The sequence below is a fragment of the Streptomyces sp. V4I8 genome (assembly GCF_041261225.1).
GTDB lineage: Bacteria > Actinomycetota > Actinomycetes > Streptomycetales > Streptomycetaceae > Streptomyces.
Genome location: NZ_JBGCCN010000001.1, coordinates 911,997 through 934,858, shown reverse-complemented (window position 1 = coordinate 934,858; position 22,862 = coordinate 911,997). Strand labels below are relative to the sequence as shown.

Below are 22,862 nucleotides of genomic sequence, written 5' to 3'. Positions count from 1 at the left end.
CGCTGTGAACCGCGCTTTCACAGATCGCGCCGCACCAGGAAGTCAAGCAGCGACCGCAGCTCCCCGGCGGCCCCTGCCTCCAGCGGTACATCGGCCAGAGCAGCCTCCACGGCCGTCACATGACGCCGTGCCTCCGCGAGCGTGGCCGACCGGCCCCCCGCCTCCTCGATCAGCGCGGCCACCTCGCCGGCGTCGGCGGCCGACTCCAGCAGCACGGAGAGCCGACCGGCGGCGGGCGAGCCGAGCGCGGCCAGCGCCGGGAACGTCTTCTTGCGCTCCCGCAGGTCGCCGTGCACCGGTTTGCCGGTGACCTCGGGATCGCCCCAGATGCCCAGCAGATCGTCGACCATCTGGAAGGCGATGCCCAGGTGCCGTCCCGCACGGTCGAGGGCGGTGACCGTCGCGGGCGGCGCACCGCCGAGCAGAGCGCCCAGCGCTGCGGCACAGCCCAGCAGGGCGCCCGTCTTGTGCTCGGCCATCGTCCGGTACTCGTCCGGCCGCACGCGTTCCGGCCCCGTCCAGGGACGCGTGGTGAACAGCAGGTCGTCGGCCTGTCCGCGCACCAGGTCCTGCAAGGCCACGGACAGCAGCCGTACCGCCCGGGGGCCCGCCGGTGCCATGGCGAGCGTCTCGACGGCCAGCGCGAACAGCGCGTCGCCCGCGAGGACGGCGGATCCCGTGCCGTACGCCTGCCACACGGTGGGGCGGCCGCGCCGGGACGTGTCGCCGTCCATGATGTCGTCGTGCAGCAGGGAGAAGGCGTGCACCAGCTCCACCGCCACCGCCCCGGGCACCGCCACCCGGCCGGGCGCACCGGCCGCCTCGGCCCCGAGTACGGCCAGCGCCTGCCGTACGCCCTTCCCGCCGGAGGCGGCGGCCGGCGCACCGCCCACCTCGCACCAGCCGAAGGAGTACGCGGCCATCTCACCGACCCACGGATGCGTCCGCGCCACGGCCTCCCGCAGCGCGGGCCGCACCAATGCGCGGCAGCGGTCGAGGACTTGGCGGGCACCGGCCGGCGCCTGTACCGCGGAGGGGAACGTCGTCACCGTGCGGCCACCGCCCCGGCCACCGCTCCGGCGCCCGCCACGGCACTTCCCGCGGCGGCCTCCACGGCGCCGAACTCCTCCTGCGCCCGCGCCACCATCTCCCGGGCGTGCCGCAGTCCGATCCGCTCCAACACTTGGGCCAGCTCGGCCAGTTCGGCGGCGGTCTCGGCGCGGTCGCGCCCCAGCTGCGCCCGCGACTTGACCAGCCCCAGCCGGGACAGCGCCTCCCCGCGCGGCTCGCTCATGGCACGGAACTCCGCGAGCGCCCGCTCGTACAGGCCGCGGGCCTCGGCGTAACGACCGGCGCGATAGAAGACGTTGCCGCGCATCTTGTGGTTGTAGGCCAGCGCGCTGGACAGTTTCATCGCCCGGCAGCTGGTCTCCGCCTCGGACAGCAGCTCCAGCGCCCGCTCCGTGTCGCCGTCGCGCACGGAGACTATGTCGGCGAGCCCGCGCAGCGCCCAGGCGTGTCCGCGCCGGTCCTCGGCGCGCGCGGCGATCTCGGCCGCCTCCTCGAACAGGGCGTACGCGGTGTCGTACGAGCCGGTGTTGCGATGGATCTGGGCGATGCCCTCCAGCGCCCACACGGTGTGCCGCGCCTCGCCGCGCCGCCGGGCCTCGGCCAACAACTGCTCGTGCAGCCGGTGGACGGCCTCGTAGTCACCCTGGATACGGCCGGTCTCGGCCAGACCGGCCAGGGAGTAGCCGCGTACGACGATGTCGCCACCGAGCTCGCCGAGGTCCGCCGCCAGCTGGAGCAGCCGCCGGGCGAGGGCGAACGCGCCGCGCTGCCGGGCGAGAGTGCCGCCGCTCCACAGCGCCCAGGCCATCGCCGCGGTGTCGCCGGCCTCCCGGGCGGCGCGGTAGCTCGCCTTCCAGGCCCGCTCCGCGTCCCCGACCTGACCCAGCCGACGGTGCGCCTCGGCGACCGCGAGTCCCGAGCGCGCCGCCTCGCCGTGCTGCCCGTCCCGCTCGGCCGCTCTCAACTGCTCGGTGCCGGCGGCCAGTACGTCCGTCAGCGAGGAGTTCACGGACAGCTTGGTCAGGGAGCCCTGGTACTCCGGGGCGAATGCCTTGCCGTACATCGATACCTCTCGATCGATATACACGCCGTCTCTACCCACTGTTTATAGACGGTACGTATACATGACGGGTATACGCGGCGTGTATAGAGCGTTGAAAACCGGCCCTGGCCGGAAAGCGCGGCCAGGGCTTCACCTGTTGTCGATCAAGACGTCGGCAGGGCGGAGAGGGTTGCTCGTGAGGCGCAGATCACCTCAGGGGACGGTGTCAGTGCTGCTGGGCCTTCTGCGGGGTCGCCTCACTCGGCCGTACGACCACAAAGCCCTGACCCTCCAGCATCAACTGCACGGCCTCCCCGGACCCGCCGCGCAGCATCGAGCCGAGGGACTGCGAACGGTGCAGCGAGGTCTGCAGTCCGGCGGTCCAGCCGACCACCGCGTCCGTGTCGACGTACACCGGGTACTGCGGCGAGACCGGGATGACGAGCGGGTTGCCCTCACACACCAGCCCCAGCTTGCCGTGCCCCGAGAAGACGCTGTTGAACAGGCCGCCGCCGGTGATGCCCGCGCCCTTCACCGTCGCTATCCGGTACGACAACGAGGCGTCGAAACACAGGACGTTGCGGCCGTTGACCGTGAACTCGTCGCCGGGGTCGACGTCGACGACGAAGCAGTTCTGCGCCTCGTGCGCGAACCAGGCCTCGCCCTGTCCGCGCACCGCCATCAGCGGCAGCCCCTCACCGGTCATGGCCCGCTTGAGCATGCCGCCCACGCCCTGGCCCTTGCGCTCGAACTGGAGGTTGCCGCGGTAGGCGACCATCGCGCCCTGCCGGGCGTGCATCTCACCGTTCACCGCGTACTTGATGCACTTGGCGTTCTCGATCGTCATGCCCGGCGCGGTGGCGGGCTGGACCATGTGCTCGCTGGAAAAGAGGTCACCCTTCATGCAGGCATCCTGTCCCGGACGGTTCCGTTCCGCCTAGATCGCGGTGTGTCGCCGTCCACGGCCCGTCAGGCGCCGAAGAGTTGGGTCCAGTACGTGCCCGCCGGGCCGCCGCCCGCGAAACCGATTCCTATGTGGGTGAAGTCGCGCTTGAGGATGTTGGCGCGATGGCCCGGGCTGTTCATCCAGCCCTCGACGACCTCGGCGGGGGAGCGCTGGCCGCACGCGATGTTCTCGCCGATCGCGCGCATGCGGGAGCCCGCGGCGGCCGCCCGGTCCCAGGGTTGGCTCCCCTCGGGCGAGGTGTGGGAGTAGAAGGCGCGGGTCGCCATGTCGGAGCTGTATGTCTGCGCGGCGGCGGTGAGCGCGGGGTCGACGGCCAAGGGGCGCAGCCCGGCCCGGGTGCGCTCCCGGTTGGTGAGGTCGACGACCTCGGTCGCGGTGCGGGACAGGTCGCCCGCGGCGAGCGGTCTGGCCCACAGCGCCGTCCAGTACGTGTCGCCCGAGCGGCCGCCGCTGACGTACGCCACGGCGGCGTGCGTGAAGGCCGGGTCGTGCAGGGTGCGGCGGGGCTGCTCGCTGCGCAGGCAGTACGCGACGAACTCGGCGGGGGTGCGGGGGCCGGAGACCAGGTGTTCGCCGACGGTGACATACGCGAACCCGGCGGCGGTGACGCGCTGGTACACGGAGACGCCGTCGCGCCCCTCGACGCCGAGCCGTCCCGCCGCGGCCATGGCGGAGGCGTGGGCCTGGGCGGCGGAGCCAGGCGGCCGTCGAGCGTGACCGGCGGTGAACCGGCGTCGGCGCGGGCGGAGTTGACCAGACCGAGGAAGCCGCCGCGGTCGGGGAACGGGGCGTGCGGGGTGGTGTCGCCGGACAGGGTGTGCAGCGCGGGTCGGGTGGTGGGCATCGGCGGAGCGCCGGGCGCGGAGGGAAGGAACCGGCTGGCAACACCTGGGGCTGAGCCCAGTGTGGCTCTTGCCCGGGGAACGGCGGGTGCGGCCGGGGCGGGTGTCTGCTGGACGGGAGCCGGCGCCGCGTCCTCGATGACGTCCACCCCGAAGTCGCGTGCGAGCCCCGCCAGCCCGTCCGCGTACCCCTGCCCCAGCGCCCGCAGCTTCCAGCCGCCGCCACGCCGGTAGATCTCCGCGAGCAGCAGCAGGGTCTCCTGCCGTGGGCGCGGCGGGGCGAACCGGGCGACCGTGCGGCCGCCGGAGTCGGTGACCTGCAGTGCGGGGGCGGGCAGCCGGCCCAGGGGAGTGCCGGGGTCGGCGGGGCTGACGACCACCGTGATCCGCGTCGCCCCGGATCGCAGGCGCGGCGGGTCGAAGATCAGGGTGTCGCCGTTGAGCCGGGCGCCCGGCGCGGACGGCTGGTTGTAGAACACGAAGTCGGCGTCGCCCCGGACCTTGCCGCTGTCGTCGGTGATGAGCGCGGACACGTCGAAGGGGCCGGGCACCCGGACGGTCACGCTGCCGCCCGGGAGGGGCAGATTGCCCCCGGGAACCAACTCGCTCATCGGGCCGTCCTGGTGGGTGGTTCGAGATCCGGTGGGGATGCCCGGTGAACGTCCACCGGATCTCGCGGGTTCCCGCCTGGCCGCCGCCAGTCGCCCCCCGCCGCCACCCCCCGGCTCGCCGCTCGCCCTCAGTCCGAGTCGGCGTCCGAAGGGATCCGGTGGCCCAGCGGGACCCGGAGGCCCGGCGCGATGTCCTCGTACCGTTCGACCGGCGCGGAAGCACGCCGCTGCTCGATCTGCTTCGTCTGCTTCGTCTGCTTCACCGGCTTGCCGCAGAACGCGGACTCCAGGGTGCCCAGCATGGAGTTGAGAACCGCGCCGTTGTTGGACGCGTTGGCGAGCGCGGCCAGGCTGCGCCTGCCGTCCTTGGACGCGAACGCGTACGTGTAGTAGCCCTGGACGGCACCCGTGTGGCCGTACACGGAGACCCCGCACGACAGGTCACGGCGCCGCAGTCCGAGCCCGTACGCCTGCGTGCTGCCCGCGGGCACCCACCGCTGCATCTGGGCCAGCTGGGCCCTGGAGGTCAGCCGGCCGCCGAGCAGCGCCGAGAGGAAGGTGTTGAGGTCCTGCGTGGTGGAGATGACCGCGCCCGCGCTCTGGGCCCAGGACACCGTCTGCTCGGTGGCGTCGACGAGTGCCGCACCCGCCGCGTCCGGGGTGAGATAGCCGCGGGCGTGCCGGCCGGGGATCTTCTTGCCGGGGTGCACATAGAACGTGTCGCCCAGCCGCAGCGGCTTGATGATCCGGTTCTGGTACTCGGTCCGCACCGAGTTCCCGGTCAGTTTCTCGATGAGCATCCCGGCGACGACGAAGTTGGTGTTGGAGTAGGAGTACGCGCCACCGGGCCCGGTGGTCCGTGGCTTGCTCAGGGACCGGTTCACCAGCTGCCGGTAGGTGAAGACCTTGCTGCGGACCGCCTCGAAGCCGGGAACCGTCCGCGCGAACATCTCGTTGGTGTAGTCGTGCAGGCCGCTGCGGTGGCTGAGGACATGCCGCACCGTGATGCGGTCGTCGGGCAGCAGCCCCGGCAGATAGCGGTTGACCGGGGCGTCGAGCTTCAGCTTCTTCTCGTCGGCCAGTTGCAGCAGGACGACGGCCGAGAAGATCTTGGTGACGCTGCCGATGCGGAACCGGTCGGCGTTGCTGATCGCCCGACGGGACTTTCGGTCGGCGACTCCGACGGCCGCCCAGTGGACCGTGCCCCGGTCGTCGAGACGCGCGATCGCGCCGGGAGCGCCCTGCCGCTGCGCGCCGCGCAGGACGTTCCAGACGCCGGTGACGTACGGGGCGGGCAGGGCGCCCACCTCGGCGTCGACCGTGGTGGCGCCGGGTTCCCCGGGAGCGGCGTGGGCGGGAACCGCCTCCCCGGGTACGGCGTGGGCGGGAACCGCCAGGAGCGACACCAGGGCAGCCGCCATCGCCGTACCTCTGACCACCGTTGCTGAGACCATCCGGCTTCCTCCGGTTTCTGTCGATGTGCCGCTCATATGGGAACGATCACCTTTGTGCGGGGCAACCTTCTCGCATCCCGTCAGATCGCCACAGACGACGCACAGTTGGGCAGATATTGATCACCGGGTAGGACTCCTTGATCGCCGGTCGGATCGCTCGTGAACGAATCCTGATTCTTTTATTGACGGCGGAAAATAAGGGCTCTAGGTTCCGGGCATGTCCTCGACCCGCCGCGCCGAGACGTTCCCGGCGAACACGCCGGCCGCCTCGCAGATCTTCACCACCGTTCTGTCCCACGGGCCGCTCACCCGCCTGGAGGTGGCCCGGCGGGCAGGGCTGTCCCCGGCCGCCGTCACCAAGGCGGTGCGGCCCCTGATCGAGGCCGGCTACCTGGTGGAGGACGCGGACGAGCCAGCCCGGCCCGCGCTAGGCCGCCCCGCCAACCCGGTGCGGGTCGACGGGGGACGGGCGCTGTTCATCGGCGTCAAGGTGACCGGCGACGAGATCATCGGCGTCCTCACCGACCTGTGCTGCCGCATCCGCGTCGCCCGGCACGCCCCGCTCCCGGACCGGGAACCGAAGGGCGTGCTGGCCTCGGTCGCCGAGCTGGCGGCTGAACTGCTCACCGTGGCGGGCGACTTGGGCGTACCGGTCCTTGGCCTCGGCATCGCCGTCTCCGGTGATGTGGACCGTGGCGCGGGCGTCGTGCGCTACTCACCGTTCCTGGAGTGGCGGGACGTGCCCCTCGCCGAACTCGCCGCCGCGACCACCGGGTTGCCGGTCACCGTCGACAACGACGTACGGGCCCTCACCGTCGCCGAGCAGTGGTTCGGCGCCGGCGTGGGGCTGTCCGACTTCGCCGTGGTGACCGTCGGCGCCGGTATCGGGTGCGGCCTCGTGGTGCACGGCCGGGTGGTCGCCGGTGCGCAGGGGGTGGCCGGCGAGATCGGCCATGTGACCGTCGACCCGGCAGGGCCGCCCTGCCACTGCGGCAACCGCGGCTGCGTGGAGGCCATCGCGGGAGACGCCGCGATCCTGCGGCGGATCCGCGAGACCACCGGCCTCGAAGTCGCCGACACCGCCGAGGCCGTGGCGCTGGCCCACCAGGGCAACGCCGGGGCCCGCGAGGCCTATGCGCGGGCGGGCGAGGCGATCGGCCGCGGTATCGCCACCGTGGCCAACCTGCTCGGCCCCGAGCGGGTGGTCATCTCCGGCGAGGGCCTCGCCGCCCACGACCTGTTCGCCGAACAGATCCGCGACACCTTCGCCGCGGCCGCGTTCGGCTCCGCCGCCCAGTGCGACGTACGGACCCGCCCGCTGCCCTTCGAGGAGTGGGCGCGCGGGGCCGCGGCCACCGCGATCCAGTCCTTCATCAGAGCCGACCAGCAGCACCAGAACCGCTGAAACCACACCCTGGAGGCACGACCCATGCGGTCATCCTCGTACTCCGTCATGCCCGCACGCACCCTGAGAGCCGTCCTGGTCCTGGCCCTCGCCGCCGGTGTCACCGCCGCGGTCCCCGCCGCGCAGGCCGAGACCGCCGCGCCCCCGGCCGCCCCGGCCACCACCCCTGTGGCCGCCAAGCCCTACATGGGCTGGACGAGCTGGACCATGCAGTCGTCGAAGTACCCGGGCCTCAACCCGAAGGGCGACTACAGCTATCTGTCCGAGGCGAACGTCATCAGGCAGACCGACGCCATGGCCGCCAAGCTGAAGAAGTACGGCTACGAATACATCAACATCGACGCCGGCTGGTGGATGGACTGGGCGTGGAAGTCGCGGTTCGACGAGTACGGCCGGCAGCAGGCCGACCCGGAGCGCTTCCCGAGCGGCATGAAGGCAGTCGCCGACCGCATCCACGCCAAGGGCCTCAAGGCCGGCATCTACCTCCCGGTAGGCCTGGAGAAGGGGGCGTACAACGACGGCAAGAACCCGATCTGGAACGCCGAGGGCTGCACCACCGGCGACATCGTCCACGACGACCTGCGCACCACCAACGGCTGGGACAGCGCCTACAAGATCGACTTTTCCGATCCCTGCGCGCAGAAGTACATCGACTCCCAGGCGCAGCTGTTCGCCGACTGGGGCTACGACTTCCTCAAGCTCGACGGCGTGGGCCCCGGCTCGTTCAAGAGCGGCGACAACTACAACAACGTCGCCGACGTGGCCGCCTGGCAGAAGGCCATCAGGACCGCCGGCCGCCCGATCCACCTGGAGCTGTCCTGGTCCCTCGACTACGGGCACGTCGAGGACTGGAAGAAGTACTCCAACGGCTGGCGCATCGACACCGACGTCGAGTGCTACTGCAACACCCTGGTCACCTGGGAGAACTCGGTCGACGACCGCTGGGACGACGCCCCCGCCTGGACCGGCCACGCCGGCCCCGGCGGCTGGAACGACCTGGACTCACTCAACGTCGGCAACGGCGAGATGGACGGCCTCACCAAGGCCGAACGGCAGAGCTACGCCACCCTGTGGGCGATCGCCAAGTCCCCGCTGTTCACCGGCGACGACCTGACCGAGCTCGACTCCTACGGCCTGAAACTGCTGACCGACCGCGAGGTCATCGCGATCAACCAGAGCGGCGCCCCGCCCGCCGAGCCCGTCACCGCCTCCGACCCGCAGCAGGTGTGGGCCGCGAAGAACCCGAACGGCACCTACACCGTGGCCCTGTTCAACCTCTCCGACGCGCCGGCCGCCGTGACCGCGAACTGGTCGACCCTCGGCTTCAAGGGCAGGGCCTCGGTGCGTGACGTGTGGAACAAGGAGAGCCTCGGCAGCCACACCGACAGGATCACCCAGGCCCTCCCCGCACACGGCTCCCGGCTCTTCACCGTCACCCCGCGCGGCACGGACCTCGCATGGACCGGCTACGAGGCCGAGGCGGGCGGCAACACCCTGAGCGGCAACGCCTCCGTGGCCGACTGCGCCGCCTGCTCCGACGGCCGCAAGGTCGGCAATCTCTACGTGGGCGGCAAGGTCACCGTCAACGACGTCGCGGTGGCCAAGGCCGGCATCTACCAGATCAAGGTCGCCTACGTCAGCGGCGACTCCCGTTCGGTCCTTGTCTCGGCCAACGGAGGTGGCGCCACCTCGCACAAGTTCGCCTCCACGGGCGACTGGTCCACCGTCGACAGCGTCTACGTGCCGGTGAAGCTGAAGGCCGGGGCCAACACGATCACGTTCGACAGCGGCACCGGCTACGCACCGGACATCGACCGGATCGACGTACCGAAGTCGTCCTGACGAACCCCGGCCGCCCCCCCCCGACCGCCAGGAGCCCGCCTTGGACACCACCCCGTCCGACCACCTGCCCAGACGCGGCCTGCTCGCCCTCGCCGCGGCGAGCGGAGCCCTCACCACGCTGCCCGCCTTCACCGCGTCGGCCGCACCGCAGCGACCCGCCGATTCCCCCGCTGTCCCGGGAAGCCCACGCCACCAGCTGTGGTGGCAGGCGCCCGCCGACGAACACTCCATGATCGAGCAGGGCCTGCCCGTCGGCAACGGCCGCCTCGGCGCCCTCGCCGGCAACGACCCCGGCCGTGAACTCCTCCTGATCACCGACGCCACCATGTGGACCGGCGGCCGCAACGACACCCTCGACGCCGACGGCCAGTTCCCCTACGGCCGTGACGACTTCGGCTCCTTCACCCTCCTCGCCCGCCTCACCGTCGACCTCCCCGAGCACGACCTGTCCACCGTCAACGGCTACCGCCGCACCCTCGACCTGGCGCAAGGGCTGGTGACCACGTCGTACACCCGCTCCGGAGTGACGTACCGCAGGCGGATCTTCGCCAGTCGGCCCGACGACGTGATCGTCCTGCACTTCACGCAGAGCGGAGGCGGCCGCCACACCGGAACCGTCGTGCTGGAGGGCACGCACGGTGAGGACGCCGCGGTGTCGTTCGGCGCGGCGTTGCCGAACGGCCTGCGCTTCGGGGCCGCCGTCACCGCGTACGGCTCCGGCGGCCGGGTCACCGTCAGCGGCTCGCGCATCGACTTCGCCGGGTGCCGGGAGCTGACCGTGGTCGTGAGCGGCGGGACCGACTACGCGCCCGACGCCGTCAAGGACTACCGCGATCCGTCCCTCGATCCGCACGGGCTCGCCCGTACCAAGGTCCGCGACGCCGCCGCCCACTCGGCCGACACCCTCCTGCGCACCCATGTCGCCGACTATCAGGACTTTTTCGGGCGGATGGACCTCTCGTTCGGGACGTCGTCCGCCGAGCAGCGCTCCCTCGACACCTGGGAACGGCTCCGGGCCCGCGCCCGGGACGGCATACCGGACCCCGAACTCGAAGCCGCCTACGCGCACTTCGGCCGCTACCTGATGATCTCCGGGTCGCGCGGGAGCCTGCCCCTCGCCCTGCAAGGGCTGTGGCTCGACGGCAACGACCCGGACTGGATGGGCGACTACCACACCGACATCAACCTCCAGATGAACTACTGGATGGCCGACCGGACCGGACTGTCACCCTGCTTCGACGCCCTCACCGACTACTGCCTCGCCCAGCTGCCGTCCTGGACCGACCTCACCCGCCGCCTGTTCAACGACCCGCGCAACCGCTACCGCAACTCCACCGGCGAGAACGCCGGCTGGACCGTCGCCATCTCCACCAACCCCCACGGCGGAGGCGGCTGGTGGTGGCACCCCGCGGGCAACGCCTGGCTGTGCGCCACCCTGTGGGAGCACTACGAGTACACCCAGTCCCCCGAACTCCTCGCGAAGATCTACCCCCTCCTCAAGGGCGCCTGCGAGTTCTGGGAGGCCCGGCTGCTCACCACCACCCTCCCCGGCACCACACGGGAGGTGCTCGTCGCCGACAGCGACTGGTCGCCGGAGCACGGCCCCCTCGACGCCAAGGGCATCACCTACGCTCAGGAACTGGTGTGGGCGCTCTTCGGGCACTACTGCACCGCGGCGGCCGAGTTGCGGAAGGACACCGGCTACGCGGCTACGATCGCCTCACTGCGCAGAAAGCTGTACCTGCCGCAGGTCAGCGCGACCACCGGCTGGCTGGAGGAGTGGATGTCCCCCGACAACCTGGGCGAGAGCACGCACCGGCACCTGTCCCCGCTCGTCGGCCTGTTCCCCGGCGACCGCATCCGCCCCGACGGCTCCGCCCCGGCCGACATCGTCGCCGGCGCCACCGCCCTGCTCACCGCGCGCGGCATGGAGAGCTTCGGCTGGGCCAACGCCTGGCGCGGCCTGTGCTGGGCCCGGCTGAAGAACGCGGAGAGGGCCTACCAACTGATCGTCAACAACCTTCGCCCGTCGACCGGCGGCAGCAACGGCACGGCACCCAACCTCTTCGACATCTACGAGGTGGAGCGCGGCCGGGGCATCTTCCAGATCGACGCCAACTTCGGTACCCCGGCCGCGATGGTGGAGATGCTGCTGTACTCCCGACCGGGGCACCTCGAACTCCTCCCGGCACTTCCCGACGCCTGGGCCGCCTCGGGCTTCGTCAAGGGCGTCGCCGCCCGCGGCGGCTTCGAGGTCGACCTGCGCTGGCGGGACGGCAAACCGACCGAGGCCCGGATCCACAGCGTCGGCGGCCGCACCACGACGGTCGCGTACGGCGGTGTGTCCCGCACGGTCACCCTGAGGCCCGGCGCCTCCCTCACGCTGAGGGACTTCGCCCGGTGAGGGCCGCACTTCCGCTCGCCGCCGTCCTGCTGACGGTCGTCGCCTGCCAGTCCGCGCCCGCGCCACCCCGAGGCGACCACCGAGCCGAGCGGCGTCGTCACCTGGGCGGCGAGCGCCGACCGCATGGGCGACGGCGTCGCCGGCCGCAGCTACCGGCTCGTCGTGCACACCAGCGTGGGCGGCACCGGCGTCCGGGTGCGGCTCTCCAACGCCTTCGGAGACCGGCCCCTGACCCTCGACAGCGTCTACGCGGGCATCCAGAAGCGGGGCGCCGAGCTTCGCCCCGGCAGCAACCGGCGCCTGACCTTCGGTGGTGTGCGCACGGTCACCGTGCCGGCGGGCGGCACCGTGTGGAGCGACCCGCTGCCCGGCAGGCTGCCCGCCGCGACCAACCTCGTCGTCAGCCTGCACAGCCCGGACGCCGACGGCCCGGCGAGCGGCCACTGGATGGCCCTGCAGTCGTCGTACGCGACCCAGGGCGACCACACCGCCGAGGAGAGCGGCGCCGCCTGGACCGTCCCGACCGGCTCCTGGTTCTACCTCGACGCCGTCTCCGTACGCGCCCCCGCGGGCACCGCAGCGGTGGCCGCCCTCGGCGACTCCATCACCGACGGCTGGCAGTCCACCGCCGACCTGAACCGCCGCTGGCCCGACTACCTGGCCCGCCGCCTGCAGCGCACGGACACGGCCGTGAAGGGCGTGGCCAACGAAGGGATCGCCGGGAACAAGGTCATCGCCGACGGCCCCGGCCAGAGCGCGCTGAACCGGCTGGAGCGGGACGTCCTGTCCCAGCCGGGCGTGCGGACCGTGTTCCTCTTCCAGGGAGTGAACGACCTCAAGGCCCACACGGGCGTCACGGCCGAGGACCTGATCGACGGCTACCGCGAGATCGTCGAACAGGCGCACGCGGCCGGCAAATGCGTCGTCGGCGCGACCATCGGCCCCTTCAAGGGCTGGCACGAATGGGACCCGGCCGCAGAGGCCGTACGGCAGGAGGTCAACGCGTCCATCCGCACCGGCGGCGTGTTCGACGCCGTCACCGACTTCGACCGCGTCCTGCGCAGCCCCTACGACCCCGCGCGGATGCTTCCCGCCCTCGACGGCGGCGACCACATCCACCCCAACGACAAGGGGATGCAGGCGATGGCCGACGCCGTCGACCTGACGGCCCTCGACTGCGACACCGCCGACCGAAGTGCGCGGCGGGGAGTCAGCCCACCGTCTCCTCACGCGTGACCAGGCCCTCCCGGTAGGCGATCGCCACCGCCTCCGTACGGCTCGCGGCACCCAGCTTGGCCAGGATGTTGGAGACGTGGACACTCGCCGTCTTGCCGGTGATGTACAGCTCCTCGCCGATCTGCCGGTTGCTGCGGCCGAGGGTGAGAAGGCGCAGGACCTCCTGCTCACGGGCCGTGAGCGGGGTGGTCCGGCCGGCGGCGGTCGCCGCAGGGGCGGCCGTGGTGCTCTGGAGGCGGCCGCGGCGGATCAGGGCGTCCAACTGGTCGAGGAGGGGCGTCGCGCCGAGCCGGGCGGCGGTCTCCCGTGCCGCCGCGGCTTCGGTGGCCGCCGTGTCGCGGTCGTCCGCCGCCAGCAGGGCCTCGGCGTGGCGCAGCCGGCACCGAGCCCGCTCGTAGGTGTCGCCGTTCTCGAACGCGGCGACCGCCCGCGCCCAGGCCCGCGCATCAGGGCCGGACACCGCACGCGTCCACTCCGCCTCCGCACGGGCCAGCCACGCCCTGCCCTCCGGACCCTGCGGCGTGCCGTCCTTGCCGCGGTTCGCCGTGGTCCGCGCCAGTTCGACCAGCTCGGTCGCGGTGTCCGCCCAGCGACGCGTCCCCGCCTCGTCGCCGGCCAGGCGCAGTTCGGCGGCCCGGTCGGCGACCGCGGCCAGCGCGAGGGCGGCGAGCCGGACCGTCGCGTCGGGCAGCGTTCCCGCGTCGTCGGTGAGGGCCGCGACCGTGGACCGCATCCGCTCCACCGCCGCGTCCGCGTCACCGCGCAGCGCCGCGGCCTCGGTGAGCGCGATGCCCGCGATCAGCGTGCCCATCCAGTCGAAGGGCCCGTCGAGCAGGGCGCCGGCCGCTTCGACGGCCGCGAAGTCGCCGCGAGCGAGAGACACGTACAGCGCCGGACCGGCCGCGTATCCGGCCGCCGCGGGCAGCACCTCGGCGCCGGCCGCAGCGACGCTCACGCACTCGTCCCAGCGGCCCAGCGTGTACAGCACCAGCAGTTGCAGATACCGCATCTCCAGCGGATACGGCGACGACAGCAGCCCAGCACGCCGAGCCCGGTCCAGCCCCTCCGCCAGCCAGGGCAGCGACTCCTGGAGCTCACCGGACTCGAAGCAGCCGGCGGCGAGGTGGTACAGCGCCCGCATCTCCACCGGCGCGTTGCCCGCGCGGCGCGCCAACTCCCGTGCCTCGCCCAGCCGTTCTCGGCCCTGAGGGGTGCGCCGGCCGCCGCCCTCGAGCCCGGCCAGCGAGATCAGCAGGTCCGCCCGGGCGTCGGTCACCTGGAGGTCCTCGGCGACGCGCAACGCCTCACGCGCGACCCGCAGCGCCGTCTCGTTCTCCCCGACCTGGCGTGCCGCCATGACGTGCGTGGCCGCCGCCCACACCCACGTCCGCGACGGAGGCTCGGCCGGGACGAGGGCGAGCGCCTTGCTGCTGTGGGTGAAGGCCGCCCTCAGGCTGTCGACGCTGAGCAGATTGCCGGCGAGGGTGTAGCGGACCCGGGCGGCGAGCTCGGTGTCCGTGTCCTGGCCGATGCCCGCGAGCGCGGCACGGGTGAGCGAGACCGCGCGGTGCGCTTCCCCCGCGTGCGCCGCCGCCGCGGACGCGCGCAGGGTGAGCGTCACCCGGTCGGTGCCCTCGCCCGAAGGCCGTGCGGACGGCTCCACCGACGCCCACAGGTCCAGGGCCGTCTCCAGATGCCGCAGCTCCTCGGCGGGCGCGCCGACCTGGTGCGCGTGCGCGGCGGCCTCCAACGAGGCGGCGAGGGCCTCGGGCAGGTCGTTGCTCTCGCGGTAGTGGTGGGCGCGCTCCGCCGCCGTCTCGGCCGGACGGCCGCGCCCGGCCAGCAACCGGGCGAACGTGCCGTGCAGCCGGGCCCGTTCACCGGGAAGCAGGTCGGCGTACACCGCCTCACGGGCGAGTGCGTGCCGGAACGCGTACGTGTCGCCGTCGCGGGGCACGAGCAGTTGCCGCCCGACGGCCTCGCGCAGCACCGACTCCAGCTCCTCCTCGGGGATGCCCACGGCACCCCGCAGCAGGTCGTGTTCGACGCGGCGCCCCGCGACGGCCGCCGTGCGCAGCACCTGCTGCGCGGTGTCGGACAGCTGCTCGAACCGGATCAGGAGAACGTCGGCCAGCCCGCTGGGCACCCCGCCGACCTCCGCGTCCGTGGCCGCGACCAGCTCCTCGGCGTAGAAGGCGTTGCCCTCCGCCCGCTCCACGATCCGCCGGACGGTGGTGTCCGGCAGCGGCCGCTCCTGCACGGCCCGCACCAGCCTGGCCACCTCGGTGTCGGCCATGGGCCGCAGTTCGAGCCGCTCGACGGCGGGCAGCCGCACGAGCTCGGCGAGCAGCGGCCGCAGCGGATGCCGTCGATGCAGATCGTCCGCGCGGTACGACGCGAACACGGCCAGCCGATACCCGGGCACCCCACCCGCCGACCGCTGCAGGATCCCCCGGCTCAGCAGGAAGCGCAGCAGATCCCTGGACGACTGGTCGGCCCAGTGCAGATCCTCCAGCACGAGCAGCACCGGAGCGACGTCCGCCAGATCGGCCAGCAGCCCGGCGATGCCCTCGAACAGGCGCAGCCGGTCCTGCACGGCGTCCGTCCCGCCACCCAGCAGCCGGGAGACCACGGGATGAGCGCCGAGGACATCCGCGAACCGCCCGTCGTCGGCGAGCGCCCCGAGCACCTCGGTGAACGGCAGATACGGCAGACCGACGTCCCCGAGGTCGACACAGTGTCCCGTCAGGACGAACATCCCGTCCTGAGCCGCCCGCCCCGCCATCTCGTCCAGCACCCGGGTCTTGCCGACCCCGGCGTCCCCGGCGACCAGGAGGGTCCGGGCCTCTCCGCGCCGGGCACGCTCCAACGCTCCGGAGAGCCGGGCGAGTTCGACGTCCCGACCGATGATCGGCGTAGTGAATCGGGTCTGTGACACGGGGTCCATCCTGCCACCGCCGATCGGGGAACCCGAGCTCACGGTTGCTCCTGACCGCCATCGACCAGCGGCGACGAGGTCTCTCAGCCGCGCAACGTCTTCGCCCAGTCGGCGGGTACCCGCCCCGCGGGCCCCGGTGCCGGCTGCTCCTCGGGATGGCTGACCGGCGCGGCCAGCTCGGGCCCCGACTCGTACATCTCGTTCGACGCGTAGTCCCAGTACCAGCTCTCACCCGGTTCGAAGCTCTGCACGAAGGGATGTCCGGTCTCCCGGAAGTGTGCCGTCGCGTGCTTCGCGGGCGAACTGTCACAACACCCCACGTGCCCGCACTGCGCACACCGCCGCAGATGGAACCACCACCCGCCGACCTCGTCGCACTCGACACACCCGCTGCCGCTCGGCGGGACGGTCGGGTCGATTCCCTTGTCGCCCTGGTCGCTGGTCATGCGGACTCCTCCTCGGCGGATGTGAGCGGAAGCAGCACCTGGAAGCGGGTGTCACCGGGCTCCGACTCGACCTGGATGGTCCCGTGGTGCTTGTTGACCACGATCCGCCAGGAGATGTCGAGGCCGAGTCCGGTCCCCTCGCCCACGGGCTTCGTCGTGAAGAAGGGATCGAAGATCCGCCCCCGGTGCTCCGCCGGGATACCGACGCCCGTGTCCCGGAACTCCACCAGCAGCCGGTCGTGATCGGCCGCCGTCCGCACGGTCAGCGTCCCTTCGCCGCCCACGCTGTCGATGGCCGAGACCGCGTTGTCGATCAGGTTGGTCCACACCTGGTTGAGCTCCGCCGGGTACGCCGGGATCTTCGGCAGCGTACGGTCGTACTCCTTGACGACCTTGATCTGCGGGCCGATCTTGGCCGACAGCATCAGCAGGGTGCTGTCGAGGAGTTCGTGCACGTCGGCGTTCCGGAAGGGCGCGCGGTCGAGCTGGGAGTACTGCTTGGCGGCGTCGACGAGATGTGAGATGCGGGTGGTCGAGTCGTTGATCTCGTCCATCAGCAGCTCGGTCTCGACCGTGTAGTTGAGCCACCCGATCGCGCTCGGCAGGATCTCCTCGTCCACCGCCGTGGCGACCTGGTCCAGCCAGTCGACGTCGAGACCGGCCTGCACGAAGGTGGGCGCGATCCGCCAGCCGTCCGGGATGCCGTGGTCGTCCAGCCAGTCGGTGACCTCGTCCTCCCGGTCCGACGCCTCCAAGGGGCTCAACGTCGGCGCCTTGGCGACGCGTTCGGCCGTGCGCTCCTGGATGTCGATGAGGTTCGCCATCACCTCGGGGGAGTACGAACCCTGCGCGATGACGGCCAGCTTGTGCCGCATCTTGCCCACCCGCTCCCGCAGCGTCGCCGTCGCGCGGACCGCCGCCGCCGCGGGGTTGTTGAGCTCGTGCGTGAGCCCGGCGGACAACGAGCCCAGCGCCAGCAGCCGTTCACGCTGGTTGATGGCCAACTGGGTGCTCTTCTGGCCGAAGAAGAGACCTTCCAGCAGATGCAGGGCCATCGGGAACCACTCGCGGATCACGACCGCGAAGGTCTCGGCGGGCAGCACGAAGAACCGCGTCGGCTCCGTGACCCGCATCGAGCTGTTGTAGACCTGCGGCACCCGGTCACCCAGGTAGGCCTGCCAGGCCCCGGAGTACACCCCGGGCTGGGAGGTCCGGTTGACCTCCACGTCGTCGCCGCCGACCCGCCGGGACAGCACGACGGTGCCCTCGACCATCACATAGAAGCAGGTCGCGGGATCGCCCTCGGTGTACACGGGCCCCGGCTCGAACTTCTCCACCCGCCCCTCGCTGCACAGCCTGCCGAGTTGCTCGGGCGTGAGCTTCTCGAACAGGAACAGCGCCCCGATCTCCTGGGGGTTGCACGGCATCAACTGCCCGCTCATGACTGCTCCAGATAGCGGTGGACGAGCATCACGGCCATGGCTCCCTCGCCGACGGCGGACGCGACGCGCTTGGCGGACTCGGCGCGCGCGTCGCCCGCCACGAACACGCCGGGGATGTTGGTCTCCAGGTGGTACGGCGGCCGGTCCAGCTCCCAGCCGGCCGGCGGCCGTCCGTCCGGCGTCAGGTCGGGCCCGGCCAGGATGAACCCGCGCTCGTCCCGCAGGACCGTCCCGCCCAGCCAGTCGGTCAGCGGGGCCGCGCCGATGAACACGAACACCCACTGCGCGTCGACGAGTTCGGTCCGCCCGCTCTCCACGTCGCGCAGCGTCAGCTGCTCCAGGTGGTCGGAGCCGTGCGCGGACTCGACGACCGTGCCGGTGCGCACCGAGATGTTCGGCGCCTCGTCGATCTGCTGGATCAGATAGTGCGACATGGACGCCGACAGCGACTCGCCGCGCACCAGCAGCGTCACCGACTTGGCGCCCCGCGCCAGATACATCGCCGCCTGCCCCGCCGAGTTGGCGCCGCCGACGATGTACACGTCCTGGCCCTGACAGGCAGGGGCCTCCGTCAGCGCCGACCCGTAGTACACCCCGCAGCCGGTCAGGTCCTCGCAGCCGGGCGCCGCCAGCTGCCGGTAGGACACGCCGGTCGCCAGGATCACGCTGTGCGCGGCGACCGCCGAGCCGTCCGAGAACCGTACGACCCGGGCCGCGCCGCTCACCTCCAGTGCCGTCACCTCGCGCGCGGTGAGGATCTCGGCGCCGAACCTCGCCGCCTGCCGCCGGGCCCGGTCGGTGAGCTGGGCTCCCGAGACGCCGTCCGGGAAGCCGAGGTAGTTCTCGATCCGGGAGCTCTGCCCGGCCTGCCCCCCGGTCGCCGACCGCTCCACCAGCACGGTCCGCAGCCCCTCCGACGCCCCGTACACGGCGGCGCCGAGCCCGGCCGGTCCGCCGCCGATGACCACGAGGTCGTAGAAGTCGGCCGTCGGCATCGTGGCCAGCCCGACCTTCGCGGCCAGCTCGGGTGCCTCGGGCGCCACCAGGGGCGTCCCGTCCGGGGTGATCACCAGCGGCAGCCGCTGCCCGTCCTGCTCCGCGGCGGCCAGCAGCCGCTGCCCCTCGGGTTCGTCGGCGGAGTACCAGCGGTAGGGCACCTGGTTGCGGGCCAGGAACTCCCGCACCTCCGAGGAGCGCGCCGACCACCGGTGCCCGACCACCTTGGTGCTGGGCACGGGCCGGTAGTCGCTGCGCCGCCACGCCTCCAGCAGGTCGTCCAGGACCGGGTACAGCTTCTCCTCGGGTGGGTCCCAGGGCTTGAGGAGGTAGTGGTCGAGGTCGACGACGTTGATCGCGTCGATCGCCGCGCTCGTGTCCGCGTACGCGGTCAGCAGCACACGGCGCGCTCCCGGATACACGTCCAGGGCCTGTTCGAGGAACTCGATGCCGTTCATCTGCGGCATGCGGTAGTCGGCCAGGATCACGGCCACGAGATCGCCGCGCAGTTTCAGCTCGCGCAGCGCCTGCAACGCGGACTCGCCGGACTCCGCGCGCACGATCCGGTGCGACGCGCCGTAGCGCCGCCGCAGATCGCGGGCGACCGCCCGGGACACCCCCGGGTCGTCGTCCACGGTCAGGATGACGGTCCGCGCTGCTTCGGCGGCCTGTGCCATACGTCTCCCACCCCGAGGGTCGCGTTCTCGGCACGGCGACCGCGTCCGGTGGCGCGTCCGTCGCGTCGACTCCGGCCCATCGTATGTTCGATCGTCCGGCTTCGCTCAGGTATGCGCGAGCCCCTTCGCGGGTCAGCCGCGTCGTGGCCGCAGCACGCAGAACTCGTTGCCCTCCGGATCCGCCAGGACCACCCATGGCTGCTCGCCCTGCCCGATGTCCGCGTGGCGCGCGCCCAGCGCCAGCAGGCGGGTGACCTCGGCGTCCTGGTCTTCGGGGCGGAAGTCGAGGTGGAGTCGGTTCTTGACCGTCTTGCCCTCCGGGACCGGCCCGAAGACCAGGCCGGGCAGGCGGTCCTGCTCGGGCCGGATCTCGAACTCCTCGGCCGAGTCGGTCAGCACCACCCAGCCGAGCGCCTCGGCCCACCAGCGTCCGAGGGCGACGGGATCGGCCGCGTCGACGACCACCTGCTCCCACTCCAGAGTCATGGGCGCAGCGTAGTGAAGACTGGGTCCGAAGGACGTGACCACGACACCAGGAGGAAGCCGGAATGACGCGCCCGATCACGGCAGGGGTGGACGGATCGGAGGAGAGCTTCGCCGCTCTCGGCTGGGCGGCCCGGGAGGCGGTCCGCCGGGGGCTGGCCCTGCGGGTGGTGCACGCCTGGCGGTTCGAGTCGCACGAGGCGATCGACGCGGGGGACCCGGAGAGCCAGGCGCGGTGGGTGCGGGAAGGTCTGGCGCAGGCCGCCCGTTCCGTCACCGAGCGGCACCCGGGCCTGGAGGTGACCACCGACGTCGTCGACGACGGCTCCGTCGACACGCTGCTCGCCGCGGCGACGGACGCCGAGATGCTGGTGCTGGGGTCGCGGGGCCAGGCCGCGGTCGTCGGGTTCCTGCTGGGTTCCGTCGGACAGCAGGTGATCGCCGAGGCCAGGAGTCCGGTCGTGCTCGTCCGCGCCGGGGACGAGGCGTCCGCGGAGGCCGGCGGACGCGAGATCGTCGTGGGCCAGCACGGAGACGCGGAGGACAGCGCCGCCGCGCTGCGGTTCGCGTTCGAGACGGCCGCGGTACGCGGCGCGACCGTGCGCGCCGTACGGGCCTGGACCCTGCCGCCGCTGTTCGCCTACAGCCCGGCCTCCTTGAAGCTCCTCGACGAGGCCGGGGGGCTGGAGCCGTACGAGAAGAAGTCCCTGGGCGAGGCCCTGCGGCCGTGGCGTGAGCGCTTCCCCGAGGTGCGGGTGGTCGAGCACGTCGAGATGGGCAGCGCCGGACAGGTCCTGCTGTCGGTCGCCGGACGGGCCCAGCTGATGGTCGTCGGACGCCGCGCCCGACGTACGGCCGTCGGCGCCCGGATCGGCTCGGTGGCGCACGGCGTCCTGCACCACGCGCCCTGCCCGGTGGCGGTCGTACCGCCCGCCTGAGCCCGTTCCGCCGAGCCTGCCGGCCGGCTCAGTCGTCCGTCGGCTGCAGCGTCTCCCGGGCCTTGGGAAGGATGTTCTTGATGTAGTCCTCGACGACCGTGTCCAGGCCGATGTCGTGCTGGGCCCGCTCGGACAGGTACCAGCGGTGTTCGAGCAGTTCGTGGTAGATCTCCGCCGGATCCATGGAACTCCTCAGGTCCAGCGGTACGGTCCGCACGGTGGGACGGAAGACATCGCGCACCCAGCGGTGGGCGAGGACCTCGGGGCGGGCTCCGAGGGGGTCGCCCGGGGCGTAGTCGTCCTGGGTGGCCATCCAGCTCTCCAGGTCGTTCAGGAGCCGTCGGGCCTGGTTCTCCTCGGTGTCCAGGCCCGTGAGGCGCAGCAGTTGGCGCTGGTGGTGGCCGGCGTCGACGACCTTGGGCACGAAGGTGACCGTGTCGCCGTTCGTGGCGTGCTCGATCTGCATCTCGGCCACGTCGAAACCGAGGTCGTTGAGGCGGCGGATCCGGCGCTCGATGTAGTGGTACTTGCCCGCCGGATAGACCGAGGTGCGGGTCAGCTCCTGCCACAGGCTCTGGTAGCGGGCGCAGATCTCCGTGCCGAACTCGATCGGGTCCACCGACGGGTGCAGCGCCCCGGACGCCTCCAGGTCCAGCAGCTCGCCGCTGATGTTGACCCGGGCGAGGTCCAGGTCGTAGTCGCGCTGGCCGTTGCTGAGCTGCGGGTGCAGATCGCCCGTCTCGGCGTCCACCAGATACGCGGCGTAGGCGCCCGCGTCGCGCCGGAACAGCGTGTTGGACAGGGAGCAGTCGCCCCAGGCGAACCCGGCGAGGTGGAGGCGGACCAGCAGCACGGCCAGCGCGTCCATCAGCCGGTGCATGGTCGCCGGCCGCATCGTCGTCTCGAACATGGAGCGGTACGGCATCGAGCCGCCCAGATGCCGGGTGACCAGGACCGACTCCAGCGGGCCGCCGTCGGCGTCGACGCGCCCGGTGACCACGGCCAGCGGGTCCACCGCCGGGATGCCGATGCGGTCCAGGTCGCGCAGGAGCTCGTACTCGCGCAGTGCCGGGCGCTCGGCGAGCTCCTTGACCGCGATCACCTCGGTGCCGGCCCGGGCGTAGCGCACGACGTGCCGCGATATACCGCGCGGCAGCGGTACGAGGACCTCGTCGGGCCACTGCTCCAGGGGCAGATGCCAGGGCAGCTCCAGCAGGAGCGCGGGGTGCTCCGGGTTCGTCGCGCTGATCTGCAGTGCCATGGGCCGTTCGTCCTCGCCTCGCCGGTGATCGCGTCACCTCACCCTAAAGCGCGCGCTCCCGGGCCTGAAGAGCAGCTTCCTGCACGGGGCCCCGGCGCAGGGGCCCGTGCCCGGGCAGCAGTACGTCGCCCTTGAGGCCTTCGAGAACGTTCAGCGAGGCCACGGCCTGTGCCCGCTCGCGGTGGAACATGTCGGGCAGCAGCTGCGGTCCCTTGATCCGCGAGGTGGGGTGCCCGCTCACCAGGGCGTCGCCCGCGATCACGACGCCGGTGTCGGGCAGGTGGTAGGCGCAGTGCCCGTTCGTGTGGCCGGGCGTGTGCACAGGGACGGGCCGGCCGGGCAGGTCCAGCGGGCCGGCCGAGGGGAAAGCCTCGGGGGCGGTGACCGGGACGTGCGCCGTGCCGCCGGAGCGGATCGCGTGGACCGCCCAGGGCAGGACGCCCGGCCGCCAGCCGTTCTTCAGGACCGTCCCGACGTTCACCTGGTGCAGGAACTCCCGGCGCGCGTGCGGCACTTCGGCCTTGTGGAGGTATATGGGCGTGCCGTGCGTGGCCCGCAGGTACTCGGCGTTGCCCAGATGGTCGGTGTGCGCGTGCGTGATCAGTACGGCCGTGACCGCCTCCGGCGAACTCCCCACCTCGGCCAGCGAGGCGAGCAGCTTGGGCCGGTCGCCGGGGTAGCCGGTGTCGATCAGCGTGACCGCGTCGCCCTCGGTGAGGATGACCCAGTTGGTGTTGCTGCCGTGCACAAGGTAGGTACCGTCCGCCACTTGCCGCACATCTGCTCGCATGATCGTCCCGCGTGGTG

The 22,862-nt window shown here is 72.2% G+C and carries 15 protein-coding genes and 2 pseudogenes; 5 read left to right on the top strand and 12 right to left on the bottom strand.

The window, feature by feature from the left end; translation table 11 throughout:
* Positions 1–17 precede the first annotated feature (17 nt).
* From ABIE67_RS04265 to ABIE67_RS04245, 5 genes and pseudogenes are all read right to left on the bottom strand, one after another.
* Entirely contained in the window at positions 18–1,049 is a 1,032-nt protein-coding gene (locus ABIE67_RS04265) for a polyprenyl synthetase family protein (protein ID WP_370253337.1), read from the bottom strand.
* Entirely contained in the window at positions 1,046–2,134 is a 1,089-nt protein-coding gene (locus ABIE67_RS04260) for a tetratricopeptide repeat protein (protein WP_370253333.1), read from the bottom strand. The genes ABIE67_RS04265 and ABIE67_RS04260 overlap by 4 nt, the downstream gene beginning before the upstream one ends.
* Before the next feature lie 205 nt (positions 2,135–2,339).
* Positions 2,340–3,017, bottom strand: a complete 678-nt coding sequence (locus ABIE67_RS04255) for an AIM24 family protein (protein ID WP_370253329.1) — start codon at positions 3,015–3,017, stop codon at positions 2,340–2,342.
* 65 nt (positions 3,018–3,082) lie between these two features.
* Positions 3,083–4,533 (bottom strand): annotated as a pseudogene (locus tag ABIE67_RS04250) (CAP domain-containing protein).
* A gap of 128 nt (positions 4,534–4,661) precedes the next feature.
* Positions 4,662–5,987, bottom strand: coding sequence for a serine hydrolase domain-containing protein (locus tag ABIE67_RS04245; RefSeq protein WP_370253325.1), 1,326 nt, complete (start codon positions 5,985–5,987; stop codon positions 4,662–4,664).
* A gap of 217 nt (positions 5,988–6,204) precedes the next feature.
* On the opposite strand from ABIE67_RS04245, the gene ABIE67_RS04240 reads away from it, so the two are divergent.
* The 4 genes and pseudogenes from ABIE67_RS04240 (at position 6,205) to ABIE67_RS04225 (ending at position 12,874) form a co-directional block, all read left to right on the top strand.
* Complete coding sequence (locus tag ABIE67_RS04240; RefSeq protein ID WP_370253321.1) at positions 6,205–7,392, top strand: ROK family protein; 1,188 nt, start codon at positions 6,205–6,207, stop codon at positions 7,390–7,392.
* Between the two features lie 24 nt (positions 7,393–7,416).
* The gene (locus tag ABIE67_RS04235) at positions 7,417–9,234 is read left to right on the top strand and encodes a CBM35 domain-containing protein (RefSeq protein ID WP_370253317.1); all 1,818 of its coding nucleotides are present in this window, start codon (positions 7,417–7,419) and stop codon (positions 9,232–9,234) included.
* A gap of 40 nt (positions 9,235–9,274) precedes the next feature.
* Positions 9,275–11,638: a glycoside hydrolase N-terminal domain-containing protein gene (locus tag ABIE67_RS04230; protein WP_370253313.1), complete on the top strand. Its 2,364-nt coding sequence runs from the start codon at positions 9,275–9,277 to the stop codon at positions 11,636–11,638.
* Positions 11,639–11,667: 29 nt separating this feature from the next.
* Positions 11,668–12,874, top strand: a pseudogene (locus ABIE67_RS04225) (SGNH/GDSL hydrolase family protein).
* Here ABIE67_RS04225 and ABIE67_RS04220 read toward each other — a convergent pair.
* The 5 genes from ABIE67_RS04220 to ABIE67_RS04200 form a co-directional block, all read right to left on the bottom strand.
* Positions 12,849–15,812 (bottom strand): AAA family ATPase, encoded by a 2,964-nt coding sequence (locus ABIE67_RS04220; RefSeq protein WP_370253311.1) that lies wholly within the window; start codon positions 15,810–15,812, stop codon positions 12,849–12,851. The pseudogene ABIE67_RS04225 and the gene ABIE67_RS04220 overlap by 26 nt on opposite strands.
* An 83-nt stretch (positions 15,813–15,895) precedes the next feature.
* Positions 15,896–16,258 carry a UBP-type zinc finger domain-containing protein gene (locus tag ABIE67_RS04215; RefSeq protein WP_370253309.1) on the bottom strand — a complete coding sequence of 121 codons (363 nt, stop codon included), beginning with the start codon at positions 16,256–16,258 and terminating at the stop codon, positions 15,896–15,898.
* Positions 16,255–17,700, bottom strand: coding sequence for an ATP-binding protein (locus ABIE67_RS04210; RefSeq protein ID WP_370253304.1), 1,446 nt, complete (start codon positions 17,698–17,700; stop codon positions 16,255–16,257). The genes ABIE67_RS04215 and ABIE67_RS04210 overlap by 4 nt, the downstream gene beginning before the upstream one ends.
* On the bottom strand, positions 17,697–19,373 hold the full coding sequence (locus ABIE67_RS04205) for an FAD-dependent oxidoreductase (protein WP_370253302.1): 1,677 nt from the start codon (positions 19,371–19,373) through the stop codon (positions 17,697–17,699). Before ABIE67_RS04205 ends, ABIE67_RS04210 begins: the two co-directional genes overlap by 4 nt.
* A 132-nt stretch (positions 19,374–19,505) precedes the next feature.
* On the bottom strand, positions 19,506–19,859 hold the full coding sequence (locus ABIE67_RS04200; protein WP_370253300.1) for a VOC family protein: 354 nt from the start codon (positions 19,857–19,859) through the stop codon (positions 19,506–19,508).
* A 62-nt stretch (positions 19,860–19,921) separates the two neighbouring features.
* Between ABIE67_RS04200 and ABIE67_RS04195 the strand changes: the two genes are divergently transcribed.
* A complete protein-coding gene (locus ABIE67_RS04195; RefSeq protein WP_370253298.1) occupies positions 19,922–20,794 on the top strand; it encodes a universal stress protein in 873 nt (290 codons plus the stop codon).
* A 28-nt stretch (positions 20,795–20,822) separates the two neighbouring features.
* On the opposite strand, the gene ABIE67_RS04190 is transcribed toward ABIE67_RS04195, so the two are convergent.
* Both ABIE67_RS04190 and ABIE67_RS04185 read right to left on the bottom strand, forming a co-directional pair.
* Entirely contained in the window at positions 20,823–22,055 is a 1,233-nt protein-coding gene (locus ABIE67_RS04190) for a DUF4032 domain-containing protein (protein WP_370253295.1), read from the bottom strand.
* 43 nt (positions 22,056–22,098) lie between these two features.
* A complete protein-coding gene (locus tag ABIE67_RS04185) occupies positions 22,099–22,845 on the bottom strand; it encodes an MBL fold metallo-hydrolase (RefSeq protein WP_370253291.1) in 747 nt (248 codons plus the stop codon).
* Between the last annotated feature and the right edge of the window lie 17 nt (positions 22,846–22,862).

Bases quoted from the DNA above. Each gene is read 5' to 3' on its own strand.
- ABIE67_RS04210 (WP_370253304.1), bottom strand. From the start codon at position 17,700: ATGAGCGGGCAGTTGATGCCGTGCAACCCCCAGGAGATCGGGGCGCTG.
- ABIE67_RS04185 (WP_370253291.1), bottom strand. From the start codon at position 22,845: ATGCGAGCAGATGTGCGGCAAGTGGCGGACGGTACCTACCTTGTGCAC.
- ABIE67_RS04260 (WP_370253333.1), bottom strand. From the start codon at position 2,134: ATGTACGGCAAGGCATTCGCCCCGGAGTACCAGGGCTCCCTGACCAAG.
- ABIE67_RS04190 (WP_370253295.1), bottom strand. From the start codon at position 22,055: ATGGCACTGCAGATCAGCGCGACGAACCCGGAGCACCCCGCGCTCCTG.
- ABIE67_RS04195 (WP_370253298.1), top strand. From the start codon at position 19,922: ATGACGCGCCCGATCACGGCAGGGGTGGACGGATCGGAGGAGAGCTTC.
- ABIE67_RS04205 (WP_370253302.1), bottom strand. From the start codon at position 19,373: ATGGCACAGGCCGCCGAAGCAGCGCGGACCGTCATCCTGACCGTGGAC.
- ABIE67_RS04245 (WP_370253325.1), bottom strand. From the start codon at position 5,987: ATGGTCTCAGCAACGGTGGTCAGAGGTACGGCGATGGCGGCTGCCCTG.
- ABIE67_RS04200 (WP_370253300.1), bottom strand. From the start codon at position 19,859: ATGACTCTGGAGTGGGAGCAGGTGGTCGTCGACGCGGCCGATCCCGTC.
- ABIE67_RS04235 (WP_370253317.1), top strand. From the start codon at position 7,417: ATGCGGTCATCCTCGTACTCCGTCATGCCCGCACGCACCCTGAGAGCC.
- ABIE67_RS04240 (WP_370253321.1), top strand. From the start codon at position 6,205: ATGTCCTCGACCCGCCGCGCCGAGACGTTCCCGGCGAACACGCCGGCC.
- ABIE67_RS04215 (WP_370253309.1), bottom strand. From the start codon at position 16,258: ATGACCAGCGACCAGGGCGACAAGGGAATCGACCCGACCGTCCCGCCG.
- ABIE67_RS04255 (WP_370253329.1), bottom strand. From the start codon at position 3,017: ATGAAGGGTGACCTCTTTTCCAGCGAGCACATGGTCCAGCCCGCCACC.